Source organism: Parasphingorhabdus cellanae (genome assembly GCF_017498565.1).
Lineage (GTDB): Bacteria > Pseudomonadota > Alphaproteobacteria > Sphingomonadales > Sphingomonadaceae > Parasphingorhabdus > Parasphingorhabdus cellanae.
This window is the reverse complement of record NZ_CP071794.1, coordinates 3674886-3694980: the sequence shown is the minus strand read 5'-3', so window position 1 is coordinate 3694980 and position 20095 is coordinate 3674886. Positions and strand designations below refer to the sequence as shown.

General features: G+C 52.6%; 20 protein-coding genes. 5 read left to right on the top strand and 15 right to left on the bottom strand.

Annotated features, from left to right (window positions below):
- Window positions 1–19: 19 nt before the first annotated feature.
- The 5 genes from J4G78_RS17705 to hisI all read right to left on the bottom strand — a co-directional run bounded on the left by J4G78_RS17705 (window position 20) and on the right by hisI (window position 3706).
- Window positions 20–298, bottom strand: a complete 279-nt coding sequence (locus J4G78_RS17705) for a hypothetical protein (RefSeq protein ID WP_207987810.1) — start codon at window positions 296–298, stop codon at window positions 20–22.
- Window positions 299–464: 166 nt separating this feature from the next.
- Window positions 465–2267 carry an acyl-CoA dehydrogenase C-terminal domain-containing protein gene (locus J4G78_RS17700; protein WP_207987809.1) on the bottom strand — a complete coding sequence of 601 codons (1803 nt, stop codon included), beginning with the start codon at window positions 2265–2267 and terminating at the stop codon, window positions 465–467.
- 56 nt (window positions 2268–2323) lie between these two features.
- Window positions 2324–2761 carry a MerR family transcriptional regulator gene (locus J4G78_RS17695; protein WP_207987808.1) on the bottom strand — a complete coding sequence of 146 codons (438 nt, stop codon included), beginning with the start codon at window positions 2759–2761 and terminating at the stop codon, window positions 2324–2326.
- Window positions 2762–2798: 37 nt separating this feature from the next.
- Window positions 2799–3335, bottom strand: coding sequence for a hypothetical protein (locus J4G78_RS17690; protein ID WP_207987807.1), 537 nt, complete (start codon window positions 3333–3335; stop codon window positions 2799–2801).
- Window positions 3332–3706, bottom strand: coding sequence for a phosphoribosyl-AMP cyclohydrolase (gene hisI / locus J4G78_RS17685; protein WP_207987806.1), 375 nt, complete (start codon window positions 3704–3706; stop codon window positions 3332–3334). Before hisI ends, J4G78_RS17690 begins: the two co-directional genes overlap by 4 nt.
- Before the next feature lie 198 nt (window positions 3707–3904).
- Between hisI and purF the strand changes: the two genes are divergently transcribed.
- Window positions 3905–5398, top strand: coding sequence for an amidophosphoribosyltransferase (purF, locus tag J4G78_RS17680; RefSeq protein ID WP_207987805.1), 1494 nt, complete (start codon window positions 3905–3907; stop codon window positions 5396–5398).
- Between the two features lie 28 nt (window positions 5399–5426).
- Window positions 5427–6128, top strand: coding sequence for an SDR family NAD(P)-dependent oxidoreductase (locus J4G78_RS17675; protein ID WP_207987804.1), 702 nt, complete (start codon window positions 5427–5429; stop codon window positions 6126–6128).
- Here the strand turns inward: J4G78_RS17675 and J4G78_RS17670 are convergent.
- The 7 genes from J4G78_RS17670 to J4G78_RS17640 all read right to left on the bottom strand — a co-directional run bounded on the left by J4G78_RS17670 (window position 6121) and on the right by J4G78_RS17640 (window position 15351).
- The gene (locus J4G78_RS17670) at window positions 6121–7356 is read right to left on the bottom strand and encodes a serine hydrolase domain-containing protein (protein WP_243457150.1); all 1236 of its coding nucleotides are present in this window, start codon (window positions 7354–7356) and stop codon (window positions 6121–6123) included. The genes J4G78_RS17675 and J4G78_RS17670 overlap by 8 nt on opposite strands.
- A gap of 16 nt (window positions 7357–7372) precedes the next feature.
- Window positions 7373–8632 carry an SAM-dependent methyltransferase gene (locus tag J4G78_RS17665; protein WP_207987803.1) on the bottom strand — a complete coding sequence of 420 codons (1260 nt, stop codon included), beginning with the start codon at window positions 8630–8632 and terminating at the stop codon, window positions 7373–7375.
- Window positions 8633–8699: 67 nt separating this feature from the next.
- Window positions 8700–9482 (bottom strand): SDR family oxidoreductase, encoded by a 783-nt coding sequence (locus J4G78_RS17660; protein ID WP_207987802.1) that lies wholly within the window; start codon window positions 9480–9482, stop codon window positions 8700–8702.
- Window positions 9483–9641: 159 nt separating this feature from the next.
- On the bottom strand, window positions 9642–11033 hold the full coding sequence (locus tag J4G78_RS17655; protein ID WP_207987801.1) for a cryptochrome/photolyase family protein: 1392 nt from the start codon (window positions 11031–11033) through the stop codon (window positions 9642–9644).
- Window positions 11026–12132 (bottom strand): metal-dependent hydrolase, encoded by a 1107-nt coding sequence (locus J4G78_RS17650; RefSeq protein ID WP_207987800.1) that lies wholly within the window; start codon window positions 12130–12132, stop codon window positions 11026–11028. Before J4G78_RS17650 ends, J4G78_RS17655 begins: the two co-directional genes overlap by 8 nt.
- A 209-nt stretch (window positions 12133–12341) precedes the next feature.
- A complete protein-coding gene (locus tag J4G78_RS17645) occupies window positions 12342–13370 on the bottom strand; it encodes a 2-oxoacid:ferredoxin oxidoreductase subunit beta (RefSeq protein ID WP_207987799.1) in 1029 nt (342 codons plus the stop codon).
- Window positions 13371–13461: 91 nt separating this feature from the next.
- Entirely contained in the window at window positions 13462–15351 is a 1890-nt protein-coding gene (locus J4G78_RS17640) for a 2-oxoacid:acceptor oxidoreductase subunit alpha (RefSeq protein ID WP_207987798.1), read from the bottom strand.
- 200 nt (window positions 15352–15551) lie between these two features.
- On the opposite strand from J4G78_RS17640, the gene J4G78_RS17635 reads away from it, so the two are divergent.
- From J4G78_RS17635 to J4G78_RS17625, 3 genes are read left to right on the top strand one after another with little or no spacing between them, the layout of a single operon-like run.
- On the top strand, window positions 15552–16496 hold the full coding sequence (locus J4G78_RS17635) for an alpha/beta hydrolase (RefSeq protein WP_243457149.1): 945 nt from the start codon (window positions 15552–15554) through the stop codon (window positions 16494–16496).
- Window positions 16493–16981, top strand: coding sequence for an RNA pyrophosphohydrolase (locus tag J4G78_RS17630; RefSeq protein WP_207987796.1), 489 nt, complete (start codon window positions 16493–16495; stop codon window positions 16979–16981). Before J4G78_RS17635 ends, J4G78_RS17630 begins: the two co-directional genes overlap by 4 nt.
- Before the next feature lie 31 nt (window positions 16982–17012).
- Complete coding sequence (locus J4G78_RS17625) at window positions 17013–17963, top strand: DUF481 domain-containing protein (RefSeq protein WP_207987795.1); 951 nt, start codon at window positions 17013–17015, stop codon at window positions 17961–17963.
- 64 nt (window positions 17964–18027) lie between these two features.
- Here J4G78_RS17625 and J4G78_RS17620 read toward each other — a convergent pair whose 3' ends face one another.
- The 3 genes from J4G78_RS17620 to J4G78_RS17610 all read right to left on the bottom strand — a co-directional run bounded on the left by J4G78_RS17620 (window position 18028) and on the right by J4G78_RS17610 (window position 20093).
- Window positions 18028–18561 carry a tetratricopeptide repeat protein gene (locus tag J4G78_RS17620; RefSeq protein ID WP_207987794.1) on the bottom strand — a complete coding sequence of 178 codons (534 nt, stop codon included), beginning with the start codon at window positions 18559–18561 and terminating at the stop codon, window positions 18028–18030.
- An 84-nt stretch (window positions 18562–18645) separates the two neighbouring features.
- Window positions 18646–19824: an RsmB/NOP family class I SAM-dependent RNA methyltransferase gene (locus tag J4G78_RS17615; RefSeq protein WP_207987793.1), complete on the bottom strand. Its 1179-nt coding sequence runs from the start codon at window positions 19822–19824 to the stop codon at window positions 18646–18648.
- The gene (locus J4G78_RS17610) at window positions 19821–20093 is read right to left on the bottom strand and encodes a hypothetical protein (protein WP_207987792.1); all 273 of its coding nucleotides are present in this window, start codon (window positions 20091–20093) and stop codon (window positions 19821–19823) included. The genes J4G78_RS17615 and J4G78_RS17610 overlap by 4 nt, the downstream gene beginning before the upstream one ends.
- Between the last annotated feature and the right edge of the window lie 2 nt (window positions 20094–20095).

The window sequence follows — 20095 nt, the reverse complement described above, 5'->3', positions numbered from 1 at the left end:
CTATAGTTTGGCGAAATATTTAGTCTGGTTTGCCGTCGCCATCATCATCAAGCAAATCGGGCTTGCCATCAGCATCGGTATCCCAGGCATCGGGCTGGCCATCGCCGCTGCGATCCCAGGCATCCATGGTACCATCGCCATCGGTATCAATGGTTGGTGCAGGAATTTCCGATTCCATCGGCTCTTCCTGGGTATCCTGCGCAGCAACGGCACCGGTCGCCATTGAAAAGCCGACGCCGACTGTTACAAGATAAGGCGTTATCCGCCGTTTTGGTTTTATAGTCTGTTTGGAATGCATTGCATCTACTCCTAATGCAGATCACTCCCCTGTCATATACAATGATGTGCTACCGCCGCCTTCCATTCAAGAAGGCAGCGGTTAAGCGAGGTAGAAATCAGACTTTTCGGCGACTTTTGGAGACTATCGCACAGCAGCCACTGTCTATCGCGAGACCGAAGCCCGGTTAGGCGACAGCAAACATCTCGGGTTCCAGCGCCATGATCGTCTCACTACCGCCTTCAATCTTGCGCCGCAGCGAACCCGCATCCGGGAAAAAACGCTCCGCAAAATATTTGGCGGTGACCAACTTCGCTTCATAAAAGGCTGGATTATCTTCCCCAGCCGCCAATGCTTCGGAAGCGGCTTTGGCCATCCTCAGCCACATCAGACCGAGAGCGACAATACCCATGATATGCATATAGTGATGCGCGCCTGCTCCGGCATTATTGGGGTTGGCCATTGCGTTTTGCATGAACCACATGGTCGACTTTTGCAGCTCCCCATTGGCTTTTTCCAGGCCCTCAGCAAAGTCTTTCAACTTGTCATCAGCCTTGGCTTCTTCGACTTCTTTCGCGATCACGGCAAACAGCGCCTGAACACCGCGGCCGCCATTTTGCGCCAATTTGCGACCGACCAAGTCCATCGCCTGAATACCATTTGTGCCCTCATAGATCATGGCGATGCGCGCATCGCGGACATATTGTTCCATGCCCCATTCGCCAATATAACCATGACCGCCATAGACTTGCTGTGCATTGGTGGCAATTTCATAGCCCTTATCGGTACCATAGCCCTTGATCACCGGCGTCAAAAGCGACAGCAGATCATCGGCCAACTGACGCTCTTTTTCGGTCTGCGCCTTATGGATCAGGTCAGCTTGCAAAGCGCCCCACAGGCACAGGGCGCGCATGCCTTCGGTAAAGGCCTTTCCGTCCAACAGCATCCGGCGGACGTCAGGGTGCACGAACAATGTATCTGCCTTAGCTTCTGGGTCTTCGGGACCGGTAAGCGCCCGGCCCTGACGCCGATCATTGGCATAGTGAACAGCATTTTGATAAGCGACTTCGGCGACGCCAAGACCTTGCTGACCAACGCCCAATCGCGCGACGTTCATCATAATGAACATGGCGGCAAGACCTTTAGCTTCTTCACCGACAAGATACCCGGTCGCTCCATCATAGTTCATGACGCAGGTCGAGTTGCCGTGAATGCCCATTTTATGTTCGATCGAACCACAGGACACGGCGTTTTTATCCCCGAGCGAACCATCTTCATTGACGATGAATTTGGGGACGATGAACAGGGAAATACCCTTTACGCTATCCGGTGCGTCCGGTGTCTTAGCGAGTACAAGATGGATAATATTATCCGCCATGTCATGCTCACCGGAAGAGATGAAAATCTTGGTTCCGGTGATGGAATAGGAACCGTCGGAATTTGGCTCTGCCTTGGTTCTGATCAGTCCCAGGTCGGTGCCGCAATGCGGTTCGGTCAGGTTCATTGTGCCCGTCCATTCGCCAGACAGCATTTTGGGTACAAACTTGGCTTTTTGCTCTTCGCTGCCTTTCGCAAGAATCGATGAAATCGCACCATGGGTAAGACCGGGATACATCGCAAAGGCCATGTTGCCGCTTGCCATATATTCTTCAAATGCCATGGAAACGATATGGGGCAGACCTTGGCCGCCAAATTCCTCTGGCCCGGACAAGGTGCCCCAACCGGCTTCGCAATATTGTTTATAGGCGTCCTTGAAACCGGTCGGCGTGGTTACGCTGCCATCTTCGTGACGGGTACAGCCCTCGAGATCACCGACCTGATTGAGCGGGAACAGCACGTTTTCGATAAACTTGCTGCCTTCGGTAAGAATAGCATCAATCATTTCCGGCGTGGCATTTTCGAAACCGGGCAGGTTGGAAAAGCGTTCGACGTTCAAAACATTGTTGATGATGAATTGCGTATCCCGGACTGGGGCTTGATAATTAGGCATTATCTATGACTTTCTTTTTAATGGGGTGCGGCCAGAAAATACTGGCGGATGATCCTCTAATGTTGTTGCGCTTTTGCGTCGGTCACGGCGTCCTGCACAATCTTGATAAATTCAGTGAGCTCTTTAATCGAGCTGTCGATGTCGCTGCGTTGTTGCTTTAGAAGGTCCACCTTTTCCTGGCATCTTTCGAGCGTCACTTCCATCTGGGTGATACGCCCGTCGCCAAGATCATAGAGATCAATCATTTCGCGAATTTCGGTAAGACTGAATCCGACATTTTTAGCACGCATGATCCACGCAAGGCGCGCGCGATCGCGTTTCGTGTAGATACGCGAGAGACCTTTGCGATGCGGAGCGATAAGCCCCTCATCTTCATAGAAACGGAGTGCACGAGCAGTGACACCAAATTCCTCGGACAAATCGGAAATCGTAAAAGTTTCGCGATTTTTAAGGTCAGGCGTATCAATCTCGGCATGATTGAGCGGTTTCGACATGCCACCGATATAGCTTACGCTAACGTAAACGTCAATACTAACTACCCGGACACAGATTCTCGATTGATCGGCCACGCGTTGATCGTGCCACCGCATCCCCTTCGCCTACCAGATAAAAACTGACGCCGCCCAACACCGCCCGCGGCGTGCAGTAGCTTGCACAGGATTCTGGTAAATTGCCCGGTATTCGCAAAGCAACGCCATCAAAGCTTGCCGTGAAACTGCATCGTTGTTCGCTATCCAACGTGATCTGAATGTCCTCGCCATTCCGCTGGGCAGCGCCCAGACCTTCGCATTTGCTGTCCGGCCCAAATACTGCGAGCAGGCCAATTTGATAGCCGCTTTCATCGCTCCCAACCGCGCAAAAACGGTCTTCGCCGAGATCACTCTGCCTTTCAAAAGCGCCGGATAAGCTGACATTGCGAGCATCGGGAATAACGCCTGCTTCAATCGCCGCTTTCTCAAGCATAGAGAGTTCTTCTGACGAGTCCGCGCGAGATTGCCCCGTCTCATTGCCGGCTTGACCACAAGCGGCCAACAGCAAAGCAGCCATTAAGACGGAGGTTCGCTTCACTCAACGGGCTCCAACTGGCCATCTTTCAATATCCGATAAAAACAGCTGGGTACCCCGGTGTGGCAAGTCGGACCAGCGGGTTTTGCCTTGATCCATACCGCATCCTGATCGCAATCAATCCGCATCTCGACAACATTTAAAATATTGCCCGACGTCTCCCCTTTTTTCCAAAGCGTTTGACGGCTGCGAGAATAAAAGTGAGCAACGCCAGTTTCCTGTGTCAGATGAAGCGCTTCGGCATCCATAAACGCAATCATCAGGACATCGCCTGACGAATCATCCGTGACCACGGCTGAGACCAAACCATTCGAATCATATTTGGGGCTAAGCCGCGATCCGGACTCGCGGTCGATATTTTGATCATTTGTCATCCGTATGAATTAGAGTTGTCATGCACGCCGTGCAACGCAAAACCGGTCTTTCTTCAAATGGGACGATTGGGCGTCAATAAATATGATATTTTTATGACCAGGGGGGAAGACAAAGTCGGGAATCAAATCTATATCCCTGCCATCCCCTGTACGTGCCATTTGAGGCGCATATATTTTGGGCAGCAAACAAGGTGCGATATGCTTACAACCCACCCGTTTGAAGATGACAAGCTACGTGAAGAATGCGGTGTTTTCGGTGTCGCTGGAATAGACGACGCTGCGGCGATGGTTGCGCTGGGTTTGCACGCCCTGCAACATCGCGGACAGGAAGCAGCGGGAATCACCTGCCGAAACGGCCGTGAATTTTACAGCCACCGTGCGCTCGGTCCTGTCGCAGGTAATTTTGACAGCGCCGAAGTCATGGACAAACTGCAAGGCGATTATGCCTGCGGGCATGTCCGCTATTCTACAACCGGGGCCGGAACACTAAGAAACATTCAACCGCTAGAAGCCGACCTCGCTTCTGGCGGTTTCGCTATTGCCCATAATGGCAACATATCCAATGCGCTGAAACTGCGGCAGGAGCTGGTACAAAGCGGTTCCATTTTTCAATCCACTAGCGATACCGAAGTGATCATTCATCTGCTGGCGACCTCAAAATATCGCACGCTGCTCGATAAATTTATTGATGCATTGCGCAAAGTGGAAGGCGCTTATTCGCTTATTTGCATGACCCCCGATGGAATGATTGCTTGCCGCGATCCGCTGGGTATCCGACCCCTTGTTATCGGTAAAATCGGTGATGCTTATGTCTTTGCATCGGAAACCGTTGCCCTCGATCTGGTTGGCGCGGAATATGTACGCAGCGTCGATGCCGGAGAATTAATCGTGGTTGCCAACGGTGAAATGCGTTCGCATCGCCCCTTTGGACAAACCAGCGCGCGACCCTGCATCTTTGAGCATGTCTATTTTTCAAGACCCGATTCTATTGTCGACGGATCGTCGGTCTACAGTGTGCGCAAGGAAATCGGCGCGCAGCTCGCCATAGAGAATCCCGTTAATGCGGATTATGTTATTCCGGTTCCAGATAGCGGAACACCAGCGGCCATTGGTTATGCCGAACAGTCGGGCATTCCATTTGAGCTGGGCATCATTCGCTCTCACTACGTCGGGCGAACGTTCATTCAGCCTGGTGACGGAGTCCGCCATCTCGGGGTGAAGCTCAAGCATAATGCCAATAGACCACTGGTGAATGGCAAGAAAATTGTCCTGATTGATGACAGCATTGTGCGCGGGACAACCAGCTTGAAGATCGTGCAAATGATGCGCGAAGCAGGTGCGGCAGAAGTGCATATGCGCATCGCAAGTCCGCCAACAATGCATAGCTGCTTTTATGGTGTGAACACGCCAAAACGCGAAAAACTGCTCGCCGCGATGAAGTCTGTTGAACAAATGTGCGACTATATTCAGGCAGATAGTTTATCCTTTATCTCTATTGATGGCCTTTATCGCGCCGTTGGCGAAGATATGCGGGAGGAAGCCCAGCCCCAATATTGCGATGCCTGCTTTACGGGTGCCTACCCTACACCGTTGACTGACCAGGAAGGGGAGCAGCAACCCGATCAGCTAACGATGTTGAACGAGAAGGTGGGAGTAAAAGAAGAGCCGATATTGGCCGAGCAAATTGGATAAGTGAGACATTTTTGAGTGATATTTGCCAATGAGTTTTGAAAACCAACTAGCGCTCGTCACCGGGGCAAGCCGAGGCATTGGCGCTGCGACGGCAATTGCCCTAGCCGCAAAAGGTGCGCATGTCATATTGACAGCGCGAAACGCCAAAGACCTGGAAGCGGTCGAAGAAACAATTCATCAAGCAGGTGGCCATGCAACAATTGCTCCGCTGGATCTAACGGATGGTGACAGTATCGGCCGACTTGCCCAAGCTATTTCGGAACGCTGGGAAGCGCTTGATATCATGGTGCTAAATGCCGCTATGCTGGGAACATTGACGCCAGTTCCCGCTATTGATGGCAAGGAATTTAACAATGTTCTTACCCTTAATCTCATAGCTCAACAGGCTTTGATTGCCGCATTTGATCCGATGATGCGTAAGAGTGAGGATGCACGGCTATTGGCCATAACCAGCAGCGTCGGTCGATCTCCCCGCGCCTTTTGGGGCGCCTATGGCGCATCCAAAGCCGCGTTGGAAACGCTCGTGATCAGTTACGGCGAAGAAATGCGCAACCTTGGGAAATTGCGCACCGCGATCATCAACCCCGGCCGCACGCGCACTGATATGCGGGCCCGTGCTTATCCGGGTGAAGACCCACAATCAGTTAAATCGCCAGAGGTTGTGGCCAATCGTATGGTTGAATTTCTAGCCAGTGATTTTGAGACTGGCGAGAATTTTGACATTAGCTAGCGGTTTCGCCGGATGCAGCCGCTTCGCCATTCTCTGAATCCAGATATTTTTTCACCGCATTGAAAAAAGCGATCCGCTGCGCCCCTTGGGCTTCTGGGGTTGCGCTTGGCCAATTGCCGTTACTCGCGATTACCAGTTTGCGCGCTGGATCAATGAATATGCCCTGCCCAAAAATTCCCTGACCGGCAAAGCTGCCATCATCAAAGGTCCACCACTGATAACCATAGCCGCGGCCTGGAGCACCGATATCTGCCTGTTTTGTTCCAGCTTTGGCAAACCATCCGTCAGGGACAACGGACTGATCACCAATTTTTCCGCCATTCATCGCGAATTGACCGAACAGCGCATAATCTCTGACGGTCGCTGAGATACAACAACCGCCAATTTCCTTACCGCCTTCATTGAGCAACCATTCGCCATCCTGCGACATGCCATAAGGAGCCCAGACTTTTTCCGAGAGATATTTGGAGATAGTCTTGCCCGTTGCCTTTGCTACCAGCACGCCGATGAGATTGGTTTCACCGGTATTATATTGCCAGCGCGTGCCGGGCTCTGCCTCATTCTTCAGTGTTTTCATGTAAACGATAATCGGATCAACGCCATCAACCGGCTTGGTGTTGTTGAACAATGCCACATCGGATTTGGGATCGGCATAATCCTCATTCCATTTCACGCCAGAAGTCATAGTCAAAAGCTGCTGCACGGTGACACCGTCATATCCACTGCCTTTCAGCTCAGGAATATAGTCTGTCAGGGGATCATCAATAGACTTTATGAAACCGTCTTTGATGGCAGCGCCTACCATGGTTGAAACCAATGACTTGGCCACAGAGAAAGACGTCCAGCGGTCATCCTTTTCAAAATCCATCCGATATTCTTCCAGCCGGATCTTCCCGTCCTGCAATATCACGATGCCTGCTGTGCGCTGGTCATCCATATATTGGTCGACGGATAACATCTTGCCGTCCACTTCGAATTCTTTCGGAAGGGCTTCGCCCTGTTCCAGTACCTTGGCATCTGGTCCCGCCGCGATCGTGTTGGACGGCACAAGCGTATCCATCATCCGAAAGGCTTTGTTGCGCTGATCATCGGTCCAGAACAGAATGTTTTTATCTGTTGGCAGTCCAGCCGCATCGGCCGCGACTTCCTTGACCTTCTGACAAGCCGGCAACGCCAAACACAGACCGATACCTGTCATCGCAAGCGTCAGCTTTTTCCCTAACCCCATAATCCACTCCCGTTTTTCATTGTTCTTTTATCAAAGTAACTTGCGAGACATTGATACCGCCACCAGCAAAACCGCCTTCACAATAAGTCAGGTAATAGCGCCATAACCGGACGAAATGCTCGTCAAATCCAGCCGGCAATTTGCCTTGCTCCACAACAGCATCAAAACGTTCGCGCCAAAGCCGAAGTGTTTCGGCATAATCCGAACCAAAATCATGTTGATCCGACCAAGCCAATCCGCGGTCTTCTGCCAGCGCGCGAAACCGGCTTTCGGAAAGTAGCATCCCGCCGGGAAATATGTAAGTCTGGATAAAGTCGGCACTGGCCGCATATTGTTCAAAAATGTCGTCAGCAATGCTGATATATTGGATCGCGGCTCGCCCACCGGGTTTCAAATTGTGGGCGACACAGTCGAGGAAATCGGGCCAATATTTCTGCCCCACCGCTTCGACCATTTCGACGCTGGCAATGGCGTCATATTGATCAGCGACATCGCGATAATCCTGGATACGATATTTTGCTTCAGCATGATGCTCTCGTGCCCATTCGGTTTGTTCATCCGACAAGGAAATGCCGGTGACATCCAGATCATAGTCCCGAGCCAAAGTTCCAGACAGATATCCCCATCCGCAACCTATTTCCAAAACTCTATCGCCTGGCTTCGCATTTAGACGTTCCGCTATGGCTTTGACCTTTTTGGCCTGGGCTTCTTTGAACGTCTTCGCTTTTCCTGTTTTGTCCTCAAACAGCGCACTGGAATAGCTCATGCTTTCATCTAGCCACAGCCGATAGAAATCATTACCCAGATCATAGTGATATTGGATATTCTGCCGCGCACGGACTTTGTCGTTGTGCCGCCGCGAATGGCGTAGTTTGGCAATCAAGCGAAAAATACCGGCTGCACGCCCGGTGTTTTTTAACCCAGCCCTATTGCGGGTAAACAGATCAAAGACTGTGACCAAATCCGGGCTTTCCCATTCCCCCAATTCCCAAGCGCGATACCAGCCGACCGAACCGCTATTCACCAGACGGAGCAAAGCGTTCCAGCTATGCAGCGTGATCTCTGCCATCGGTCCCTCACCGCGGCCACCGACAATGCGGGTCGTACCATCGGGCAATTTGCCTTCAAATGTGCCGTGATCAAGACCCAGATCGATCCGGTCCAATATCCGATGAAACCCCGGAGCAGCGAGACGCGCAAGCAGACCACCCCCTGTCCCGAAGCGCTTACGCGCATCGAGCAGGTGGTTGCCACGCTTTGGTGCTTCAGCATTCATCCGGCAAATATGGACCAGCGGTAACTACTTGGCAATGCGGAACTATCCCTAAGAAATTGTCCGGCCTTCATGAACCGGGGGCAGCCGCAGAGCCAGCAAGAATACCCCCGTCGATGGTCATCTCCGCGCCGGTAATATAGCGCGCCTCGTCGGAAGCCAGCAGCACCGCGACCGATGCTACCTCATCGGCTTCACCGAAACGCCGCAATGGTGTATCTTTCACCAAAGCCTCTATCGCCGCCTCTCGCTGTTCACCGTCGCCCAGCATCGGCTCCCACATTGGGGTCATGATCGCAGCCGGATGGATAGAATTACACCGGATATCCCATCCCAATTGCGCGCAATACAGTGCCACCGACTTGCTGTGGTTCCGGATCGCCGCCTTGGACGATGCATAAGCCGCAGCTCCCGGAATGCCGACCATGCCAGAGCGCGACGATATGTTGATAACAGACCCCGCCCCCTTTTCTTTCATCGCGCGGATTGCATAGCGGCAACCCATGAACGTGCCATCAAGGTTTACCCGGTGCACATCTCGCCAGTCTTCGAGCGAAGCATTTTCCGGATCATGCGGTGCCGGGCCTTTTTCAAATCCGGTTATACCAGCATTATTCACGACAACATCTGCCGTGGGATGAAGGTCAGCGAGACGATCCCAATCTGCCTCCTCTTTTACATCAAGAACAAAGGTCGCGCTGTCGAGCTCCTGCCCGACCTTTGCCAGTTCTTCGGCATCATAGTCGGTCAACAAGACGGTCGCGCCTTCTTGGATAAAAGCCTGAGCAATGGCTTTGCCAATACCGCGGGCGGCCCCAGTGATAACGCAAAATTTTTCTGAGAGTCTGTGCATAAAAGATCCTGAATATAGGTGTCAAAATATCCAGCCCAGGGACTGAACAGCTTTCATTTTTGAATGCGCCTGATGGCGACCTATGTATTCATCGACCTGATATCCTTCTTTGACCAAGTGCGGCTATACGGAGGTGTCATAAGCATTTCAATAGCCTCGTCACTTCACCACCGCATAAGCATCCAGAGCGCGGGCACGGGCATCTTTGTGCCCGATAATTTTTGACCGATAGCTCGCCGGTTTAGCGCCGTGTTCCTCGGGATCATGGATATAGGGATCGCTCACATCCGACAGTTCCGGCACCCATTTGCGGATATAGTCACCCGCATTGAATTTCTCTGACTGCGTCAGCGGCGCCATGATCCGGACAAACATATTGCTGTCGACGCCAGTGCCTGAAACCCATTGCCAATTGACGCTGTTCGAAGCAAAATCGGCATCGACCAACGTGTCCCAGAACCATTGCTCGCCCTTGCGCCAATCGATCAGCAAATGCTTGATCAGAAAACTCGCCGCGATCATTCGGACGCGGTTGTGCATCCACCCGGTTGCCCACAATTCCCGCATACCGGCATCTACAATGGGATAGCCCGTTTTGCCGTGGCACCAGGCCTCGAAATCTTTGGCAACCTTAGCATCATTCATGTCCCGCCACGGAAAATCACGGAACTTCTCGCGGTAGCTTTCCCCGCCATATTGCGGAAACTGCCAAATTACGTTTTGCGCGTAATCGCGCCAGACTATTTCCTTGAGATAGGTTTCGACTTGCCGTCCGCGTCCTGTCACCCGGTGCCAGACATAGGCTGGACTGACCTCGCCAAAATGAAGATGCGGCGACAGCCGCGACACCAGCTCTGCAGAGGGTAGATTGCGGCCTTCGTCATAACGGGTGGCCTTGTCAATAAACGCGTCGACATTGGCCCGTGCGCCTTCTTCGCCCGGCGTCCAAGCTTTTGTAAAGCCGGTCGCCCAGTCGGGCTTGGTCGGTAACAAGTTCCAGTCATCCAAGCTATCGCTGACTGGCCATTGATCAGGTGTATCGATTTTTTGCGGAACAGGCGTCGGTTCTGCTGGCGGCATCCGCTCGCGGACCGATTTCCAAAAAGGGGTGTAAATTTTATAGGGGTCGCCGCCGCCAGTGGTCACCGCACCGGGCGGCAATAGGTAGTTGCCGTCATGCAATATCAACTCGACGCCGTCTGCCAAAGACTCCCGCAGATGCTTTTCAGCGTTGAGCCACCAAGGTTCATAATGATGGAGCGCATGTATCTGTTGCGCGCCAGCCTTGTGCGCGATGTCTGCAAGGATCGTGGCGGCATTGCCTTGGCGCAATATCAGCCGCGAACCCTTGTCCCGCAGATGCTGGTCGAGAGATTTCAGGCTATGATGGAGCCACCAGCGCGAAGCCCCGCCCATTTTGCGATGCTTTGGCGTTTCGTCGTCGAGTATATAGACCGGGATGACCGGGCCTTCCGCAGCGGCGGCGGCAACGGCGGCTTGATCGGAAAGACGCAAATCGCGGCGGAACCAGAGGATGATGGGGCTATTCATGTGACTTTACTATTTCTGCTCTCAACCTTCGCACCGTCTGCTCATCAATATAAGCTTCGACAGAAAAACGATCGGCTACTAACGGAGAATCAAACCTTTGATCTTTTATGACAAACTCATAACCATTTTTCGATCGATCGTCTTCGAATCGCCATCCAATTAAGGGCATTCTTGACCAAAACAGAAAAGCATCTACATCTTGATTGCTAGACTTAAGGTAATCCAAATGGATGTTGGCAGCGCCAGAAGTGCGAGCACGATGACCATTAAGAATTGGGCCACCATCATCGATCTTTCTGTTGAGCGACAATGCAGTAGAGTGGTTCCTACCTTCATCAAGACTCGCGCCTTCTAACAAACTATAGTTTCCACTCCCCACAAGAGCGCCGGTCCCACTTTTATCAATCAGTTCAAATCGCCACAATATCTCCCGCTTCCAAAAAGTAATCGGGACCGGGTTTGCAACAACTAAAGTCGGCTCCAATTGATAAATATATTGCACGGTCTTCGTAGCTTCATCTTCCGCCTTGCCGGTAATCAACCCGTTGGCAAAGATATACGCGCAAATCGCCGCAAAGCTCACCCATGCCGGCCGCTGCCAATCGTCCCTGCCCTTTTTCTCGCGTCGCCGTGAAATCCAGACGCCGGTAATCAGCGCTGCCCAGATCCAGATATCGATGATGAAGATGCTGTCGCCATAAAACCATTGTGATGAAAAGGGCTCCAGCAGACGAATGCCATAGCTGTTGAGCCAATCCAGCGCGGGATGGCTCAAACAACCGATATAAGCGAGCGCCAATAGCCAGCCCCTATGAATGGGCAGCCGGTCCGCTGGGCGTTTCCCGCGCTTCGTCTGCCAACCATCGAACAGGATCATAGTCCCGGTTAGCAATAGCGGTAGTATCACCATAGCAATCGGGCCATGTGTAATACCCCGGCGGATGGCGAGATGCTGCACCCCGTCAAGAAGTGTCGCGATGGCATCAATATCTGGAATATTGGCGGCGATAATCAATGTCGCCATGCCAAGGCCGGTTTTCTTTTTCAGACCGAGTTGACCCAAAACGGCCCCGGCAAGACTGTGCGTCAGATTATCCATGTGACAGACAGAGCCCCGAAACCGCACTGAGAAAATATACAAATAATACGCGAATCGGTGGTCGAATTCGGTTCAACTGTTCCATATGAGCGACGAAATGTCCGTTCCCAATTCGGCCCGCCCCATAGCGGATGACCAAGACTCAAGCCTTGACGCTAGGGTGGCAAACCAATTCCTACATTGCAAGCCCCAAGCGTCCATATCGGTGATTATAGGTTGTGCTGGCTCTCCGGGACGGTCCAGGTCTGCCCCTTGTTCAGCAAAGCCTGCAAATCGCGCTTCTTACCTTTCGATGCTTGTTCATTCTGCGCGATGACGGCCGACTCAAACGTGGGCCGCGGATCGTCATAGAGTACGCCAATGGCCATAGGAAATTCTCCAAAAGGCATTTCGATCAGCATATAGGCCACTGCTCTGTTGGTGACATCATGTACGATAACCTTAGCGGCCTCCCAATCGCCATCAACAACATCGACCACTTTCAGGGACAATGTGTCGCGGTCCAGCGTGATCCCTTTTTCGCCTTTTTCAAACAACATAGGCTCACCGTCTGCCAACAGCAGCTGCGTTGATGGTGCGGTTTTCTTCGCCGCGAATTCATCGAAAACGTCTTTATTATAGACGATACAGTTCTGAAAAATCTCGATAAAGGAAGCGCCTTCATGCTTATGCGCAGCTTTCAGAACATTCGTGAGATCCTTGTGCACATCGATCGCACGCGCAATGAACCGGGCGCCTGCGCCCAGCGCAAATGCACAAGGCGACGCCGGTCGATCCACCGATCCATAAGGTGTCGAAGGACTGTTCGTTCCCACCCGAGATGTCGGTGAATATTGTCCCTTTGTCAGACCGTAAATCTCGTTGTTGAACAACATGATCTGACAATCCAGATTCCGCCGGAGCAAATGCATGGTGTGATTGCCGCCAATAGAAAGCGCATCACCGTCGCCGGTGACGATCCAGACATCCAGATCCGGATTGGCAAGCTTCGCACCGGTGGCCACCGCTGGCGCACGGCCGTGAATAGTATGAAAACCGTAAGTCTCCATATAATATGGGAAACGGGAAGAGCAGCCAATCCCGCTAATAAACAAGGTATCTTCGGGACGTACACCCAGTTCCGGCATGGTCCGCTGCACCGCTTTCAGGATCGCATAGTCGCCGCAACCCGGGCACCAGCGGACTTCCTGATCGGTTTCCCAGTCTTTCAGCGTCGTGATTTTTGTCATCTCGTTCATATTTTCTTCCCGTTCGGGCTGGGCCTGTCGAAGCCCACCTCTAAATCTTGCAAAACGCCCTTCGACAAGCTCAGGGCGAGCGGATGATTGCTCACCCCAAATTCTCCTCAATCGCCGTTTCAATTTCGGTAATGGTAAATGGCTGGCCAGAGACTTTGTTAACCGGCTTCGCATCGATCAGATATTGATCGCGCAGGACGGTTTTCAGCTGCCCCGTATTCATTTCCGGTACGATTACCCGGTCATAGCTTTTCAACAAGTCACCAAGGTTTTTCGGCATCGGCCAAATGTTGCGAATATGAATGTGGCTGACGTCTTTCCCAGCGGCAATGGAGCGGCGAACCGCTTGATGGATCGGTCCAAAGGTAGAGCCCCAACCAACGACCGCCAGTTTGCCGCCCTCTTTTCCGAGGGAAACACCCTGATCAGCGATGCTTTCAGCAACACCCAATACTTTATCCCGCCGGATCTCGGTCATTTGCTGGTGATTTTCCGGCGCATAATCAATATGCCCGGTATCAACACCTTTTTCGATACCGCCAATACGGTGCATCAATTCTGGCGTTCCCGGCTTAATCCATGGCCGCGCCAGTTTTTCATCGCGAGCATAGGGTTTCAAGCCGCCTTCGGGCATCTTGTCCATGAAACTCGTCGGGAAGGGCTCCAATGTATCGACATCTGGGATCTTCCAGGGTTCAGCAGCATTGGCGATATAACCATCGGTCAGCAACATGACCGGGGTCATATATTGCACCGCAATCCGCACAGCTTCTATTGCACATTCGAACGCGTCGCCGGGTGAACATGCTGCAATGATCGGCATCGGCGCATCCCCGTTGCGACCATAAATCGCTTGATAGAGGTCAGACTGTTCCGTCTTGGTGGGAAGGCCTGTCGACGGCCCGCCGCGCTGTGAATTGACAATTACCAACGGCAGCTCGGTCATGATTGCCAGCCCCATCGCCTCGCCTTTTAGCGCGATGCCTGGGCCGGATGAGGACGTAATGCCAAGCTTACCGGCATAGCTTGCACCAATGGCTGCCGCGATCGCCGCAATCTCGTCTTCTGCCTGAAAGGTCGTCACCCCAAATTCTTTGAGGCGCGACAGGTGATGCAGGATCGCCGAGGCTGGCGTAATTGGATAACCGCCAAAGAACATCGGCAAATCCGCCAGCTGCGCCCCCGCAACCAGACCAAGAGACAGTGACTCGGCGCCGGTCACGGTACGATATTCACCTGGTGCCGAAGGCGCAGCGCCAATCTTGCGTGTCGTTAAATGGCCACTACCCAACCCATCACCGGATAATTCCGCCGTTTCGCCATAGGCATGCCCGGCATTCAGTGCCGCTATATTGGCTTGCGCGACATCCGGCAGCTTAGCAAATTTGCTATTCAGCCAGTTAACAATTGGCTCACGGTCCCGCTCAAACATCCAAAGAGCTAGGCCAAGCGTCCACATATTTTTGCAGCGCAGCGCTTCTTTGTTACCCAGACCAAACGGTTTCACGGCTTCCAGTGTCAGCGCTGAAATATCGAGTTTCAGCAGTTGCCATTTCGCCAGCGATCCATCTTCCAGCGGGTTATTCTCATATTTCGCTTTGTCGAGATTGCGTTTCCCGAACTCGCCTGCATCGGCAATTATCAAGCCGCCATCGCGCAGAGCCTCGACATTGGTCTTCAGCGCGGCGGGATTCATTGCGATCAGAACATCAGGCCGGTCGCCAGCTGTTTCAATCGCGCGGCTGCCAAAATTGATCTGGAAGGCAGATACACCAAATAATGTCCCTTGCGGCGCGCGAATCTCTGCCGGAAAATCCGGGAAAGTGGCAAGGTCACTTCCAGACAAAGCCGTGGACAGAGTGAATTGCCCGCCGGTAAGCTGCATACCATCGCCGCTATCACCAGCGAAGCGAACGACGACATTTTCCGCATTCTCCGGTGAATTGTTGCTGTTGTCGTCTTGCTTAAGCGCCGTAGCCATATATAATTTCCGTACCCATAACTCTTTAGAACATGCGGTAAAGCACTTCTCCCCTCTGCTTCAAACCATAAAAACTACTAGGGATAAAGCATTTGTTTAAAGCCAGAGATTGAGATTACTTCTTGCCTAGTGAACCATGGCTGATCTACTCGCCAGAGGTTCAGTAGCAAATCAATATGCAACAATACGGAGAAGTAAGGATGACAACGGCTTTTGTGCGACCCGATACCCAGGCGATGTTGGCCATGCTCGAACAGGCTATGGAAGTGCCGATGAATGAAATGGAGCCAGCAGCTGCACGCGAAGTCTATGTCGGTATGCGCTTTCTGGTCGATGCAGAACCCACCGAACTGGCGGTTGTAAAGGACCTGACTTGTCCGGGACCGGCGGGCGATATCAAGCTACGCTATTATGATAAGCGGGAAAACCGGGAAAAAGGGCCTGCGATCATCTTTTATCATGGCGGTGGTTTCGTCATTGGTGATCTGGAAAGCCACCATCCCTATTGCACCGAGATGGCGGCGCAGATGGACTTGCCTCTGATCGCAGTGGATTACAGGCTGGCCCCTGAAGCGCCCTTTCCGGCTGCTCCGGATGACTGTGAAGCGGCCACGCGCTGGATTGCCGAAAATGCCAAGAGCGCGCTGGGGATTGAAATAGACGGCTTAATTCCGTGCGGCGATAGTGCTGGCGGTAATTTGGCAATTGTCGTGGCGCAGGATCTAGCCAAGAAAAATGCGGCGACACCGGTAATCGCTCAAGTCCCGATATATCCCGCGGTAGACAGCACGGCAGCCGGTGGTTCTATGGATGAATTTGCCGAAGGGTTTTTGCTGACAAAAGACTCAATGGACTATTTCCATAAACATTACGCCGGTGTCGCTGGCGATGCCCGTTGCGACCCCATACATGGCGATCTCGCCAACAGCCCACCGACTGTTCTTATCACTGGCGGCTTGGATCCTCTGCGCGATCAGGGTCGTAGCTACGCCGCCAAGTTGGTAGAGGCCGGTGTGCCAGTTACCTTTATGGAAGCCAAGGGCAATGTCCATGGCCTGATCTGCCTGCGCAAAGGCATTCCGTCCTCACAGCAGGATGTCGATGGTATTTGCAATGCGCTGAAGGCGACTTTGGCGGCGCTATGACCGACTTTAGCGACCTTCCTTACCGTCCCTGTGCTGGCATCATGCTGGCCGACAAAAACGGAAAGATTTTTGTCGGTCAACGACTGGATGCAAAAGACAGCGCCTATCCCGACGCTTGGCAAATGCCGCAAGGCGGCATCGATGACGGTGAGGAAAGCGAGGCCGCAGCAATCCGGGAGCTGGAAGAAGAAACCGGCATCACGGCGGCACATGTTGAGATAATTGCCCGCAGCGCGGAAGAATATTATTACGATTTGCCAGACGAGCTTTTGGGTAAAATCTGGAAGGGAAAATATCGCGGTCAACGCCAATCCTGGTTCCTGATGCGGTTTACAGGCGAAGACAGGCATGTCAATATTGCGACCGAACATGCAGAATTTTCGGATTGGAAATGGGCCAAACCATCAGATTTGCCGGATATGATCGTACCGTTTAAAAAAGATCTCTACCGCGCAATATTGAAGGAATTTGATCCTCTGATCTGAAAGCCAAACAGATTAGCCACAGGATTACAATATGTTGCGTAAGATAGTTTGTTCAATTCCGATAGCAACCATCGGCCTTACAGCACCGGCGCAAGCCGCGCTGCCTGCGCCAGTAAAGGCGATGATTCAGGCTGCCATTGATTCTGGTAAACATGCCGAGGTCAAGTCGGTTATCAAGTTTGCCAAGGTCGCAAATCCCGATAGCATCGCCGAAATTGACGCCATGATGGCTTCATATACCGTAAAGAAAACACAGCTCGCAGCGGCAAAAAGAAGAGCGAAAATGGAAGCGCCCTTTTTTGAAAACTGGTCGGGCAAAGGCGAGCTTGGCGGCTTTCGCAATACCGGAAATTCCAGCGGTGTCGGTTTAAGCGGCGGCATTAACTTGGTTAAAGATGCGGTCGACTGGCGCCTCAAATTTCAGGCGCGCGCCGATTATCAACGCAGCAATGGCGTCACCAGCCGAGAGCAATATGCGGTTGCGGTAGAGCCGGAATATAAGATTAATGACCGTTTGTTTGTATATGGTCTGGCGCGATATGATCACGACCGGTTTCAGGGTTTTTCCGCGCGCTATACTGCGTCGGGGGGTATTGGCTACACGGTGGTCAAGGAAGACGAAGTCAACCTGGATGTCAAAGCAGGGCCAGCCTGGCGCCTAACGGAATTTACCGACGGCGGGTCGGACAGCAGTCTGGCCGGTTTAATTGGTCTTGATCTCGGCTGGCAGATTGCGGATAATTTGAAACTGACCCAGGACGCCGGCGCAACATTGGCCTCGGACGCGCAAAGCCTCACCAGCGCCAATGTGATATTTTCTTCTGGCACCAACACGCTGACCGCGACAACAGGGCTTGATGCGAAAATAAACGGGAAGCTGACCGCTCGCTTTTCTTATGCTGTCGAGCATGAAACCAATCCACCGGATGGCAGCGAGAAAACCGATACGCTTAGTCGCGCAACTTTGGTCTATGATTTTTAGAACGGAAGGGCCGGGATTTTTAGAACGGAAGGGCCGGGATTTTTAGCCCGGAAGATCTGGTCGACTAGTTAGGCGCCACTTTTTCGTCTTTGTCTTCGCCAATTTTCGGTTTCGGCGTTACCGCTTGCGCTGACAAGACCGGCATTTTTTCAGATGTCTTGATCACCGATGACAAGCGCGCTGTTTGCGGGCAACGGGTCCGACACAATGTTTCGATCCGCGAGAGATTGATTTTCGCTTTTTCAACCGCACCGCGCTGCACCAGCGCCTCACCCTGTCCGGCCAGAGCATCAAGGTTATTGGGGTCGAGGATCAACGCTTCACGATAGAAACGGATCGCTTTACCCGGCAGTTTCTGAACCCGCGCGATCTGGGCAAGCGCTATGAACGCCGAACCGTTACGCGGATCAACCGCCAAGGCTGTTTCATACAGATCAGTGGCAAGATCGAGCTTGCCTTCTTTTTGCGCCGCCGCGCCCTGCTCCATATAGGCAACCGAACGTGCTTTGATTTCTATATCAGCCGATTGGCCGAAACTGGCACTGGAAACAGTCGCCAAAACCAAAGACATTGCCAGGGCAGCAGGTGAAAAACGCATAATTAGCTCCAATAAAGACTCAGGCTTTGTAGCAGGGCCACCTGCACGTTCGGTGAACATGACGGTGTCCGTCACGATTTGCTATCACAATTTTTCAAGGCAGGTGAAATAAAAGCCATCTGTTCCGTCTTGATACGGGGTGAGTAGAGTTCCTTTACGATATGGCCGTCCAATCGGCAAATCAACCTCTATATACCGCCAATCCGGGTGGTTCTTGAGAAAAGTCACGGCTTGGTCGCCGCCTTCGGCATCGAGTAAGGAGCAAACGGCATAAACAAGCCTACCGCCCGGCGCGACCAACGCACTCGCCAGATCAAGCAATCGCGCCTGTAACTGGACGGTTTGATCGAGCCGTTTGGGCGTCATCCGCCAGCGCAGTTCAGGGTTTCGGCGCCATGTGCCCGTTCCTGTGCAGGGCGCGTCGACCAGCACTAGGTCGCATTGTCCTTTTAAAGTTTCCAGCGCCTCGATCTCTTTATTCGGTGATAGCAATATTGTTTCAACATTACGTGTGCTGGAGCGGCGCAAACGCGGTTCGATCCGGCTTAGTCTTCCGCGGTCTGTATCAGCCGCAATGATCCGGGTGTCGTCAGATAATTGCGCCGCCAACCCCAGTGTCTTTCCCCCGGCCCCTGCGCACATATCCAAAACGAATTTGGGTTTCTTGGTGACACACGCGGCGACAATAGCCTGACTTCCCAAATCCTGGATCTCGATCTTGCCGCTGTTATAGGGTTCACTATTCTCCACGCTCGTCCCCGTCGGCAATCGATAGCCATAAGGCATTGGTAACGCTTCGACTTCTGGCCAAGCCGATTCTATCGTATCGGCATCGGCCTTTTTGGGATTGAGCCTTATATCCAGAGGCGCGCGATCAAATAGTGCCGTTTGCTCGTCGCCATCGATTGGCGTGGCGAATTGACTGTGCAGCCAGGCGGGTATGGCTTCGCCGCTGGCTTGCTGTTCCTGGTCTGTCAGTACGGCCGGACCATAAGACGAGCCGTCGAACAAGGCTTTTAGCTCCGGCTGTTCTGCTGCCAACCCGACTATCGCCGCACGGCCACTTTCGGGACGATCACCAAACCGCCGGATCGCCGCATAAACATGCTCTCGTATCGCCCGGCGGTCTTTCGAACCGGCATAGCGACGCGCCCTGAAAAATTTCTTCGCGACATTATCTCCAGACGCACCGTTATCCCGTGCCGCGACAATGATGTCATCAAGCAGTTCAATGGCCGCTTGCAGGCGCGCCGATGGGGTCAATTATCGTCCAGTAGTGGGCGGAATTTCTGAATCGATTCCAAATGTGGAACGCAGAAAAATTTACTCGCTTCCGTCTTGATCTGATCGACCTTGAATCTCTTTAGGCGTTCACGGCGATCATTTTCAACCAATTTCATAGTCTCAGCACCGGCCTTCATGCAGATTTCCTGACTGATATATAGTTCTTGCTTCGTTTGCATGGTCGGCCCAGGGTCGAGGTCATTCCAGCTAAGAAATATCAGCAAATAAGGTGTAAAAACTTCGATCATCT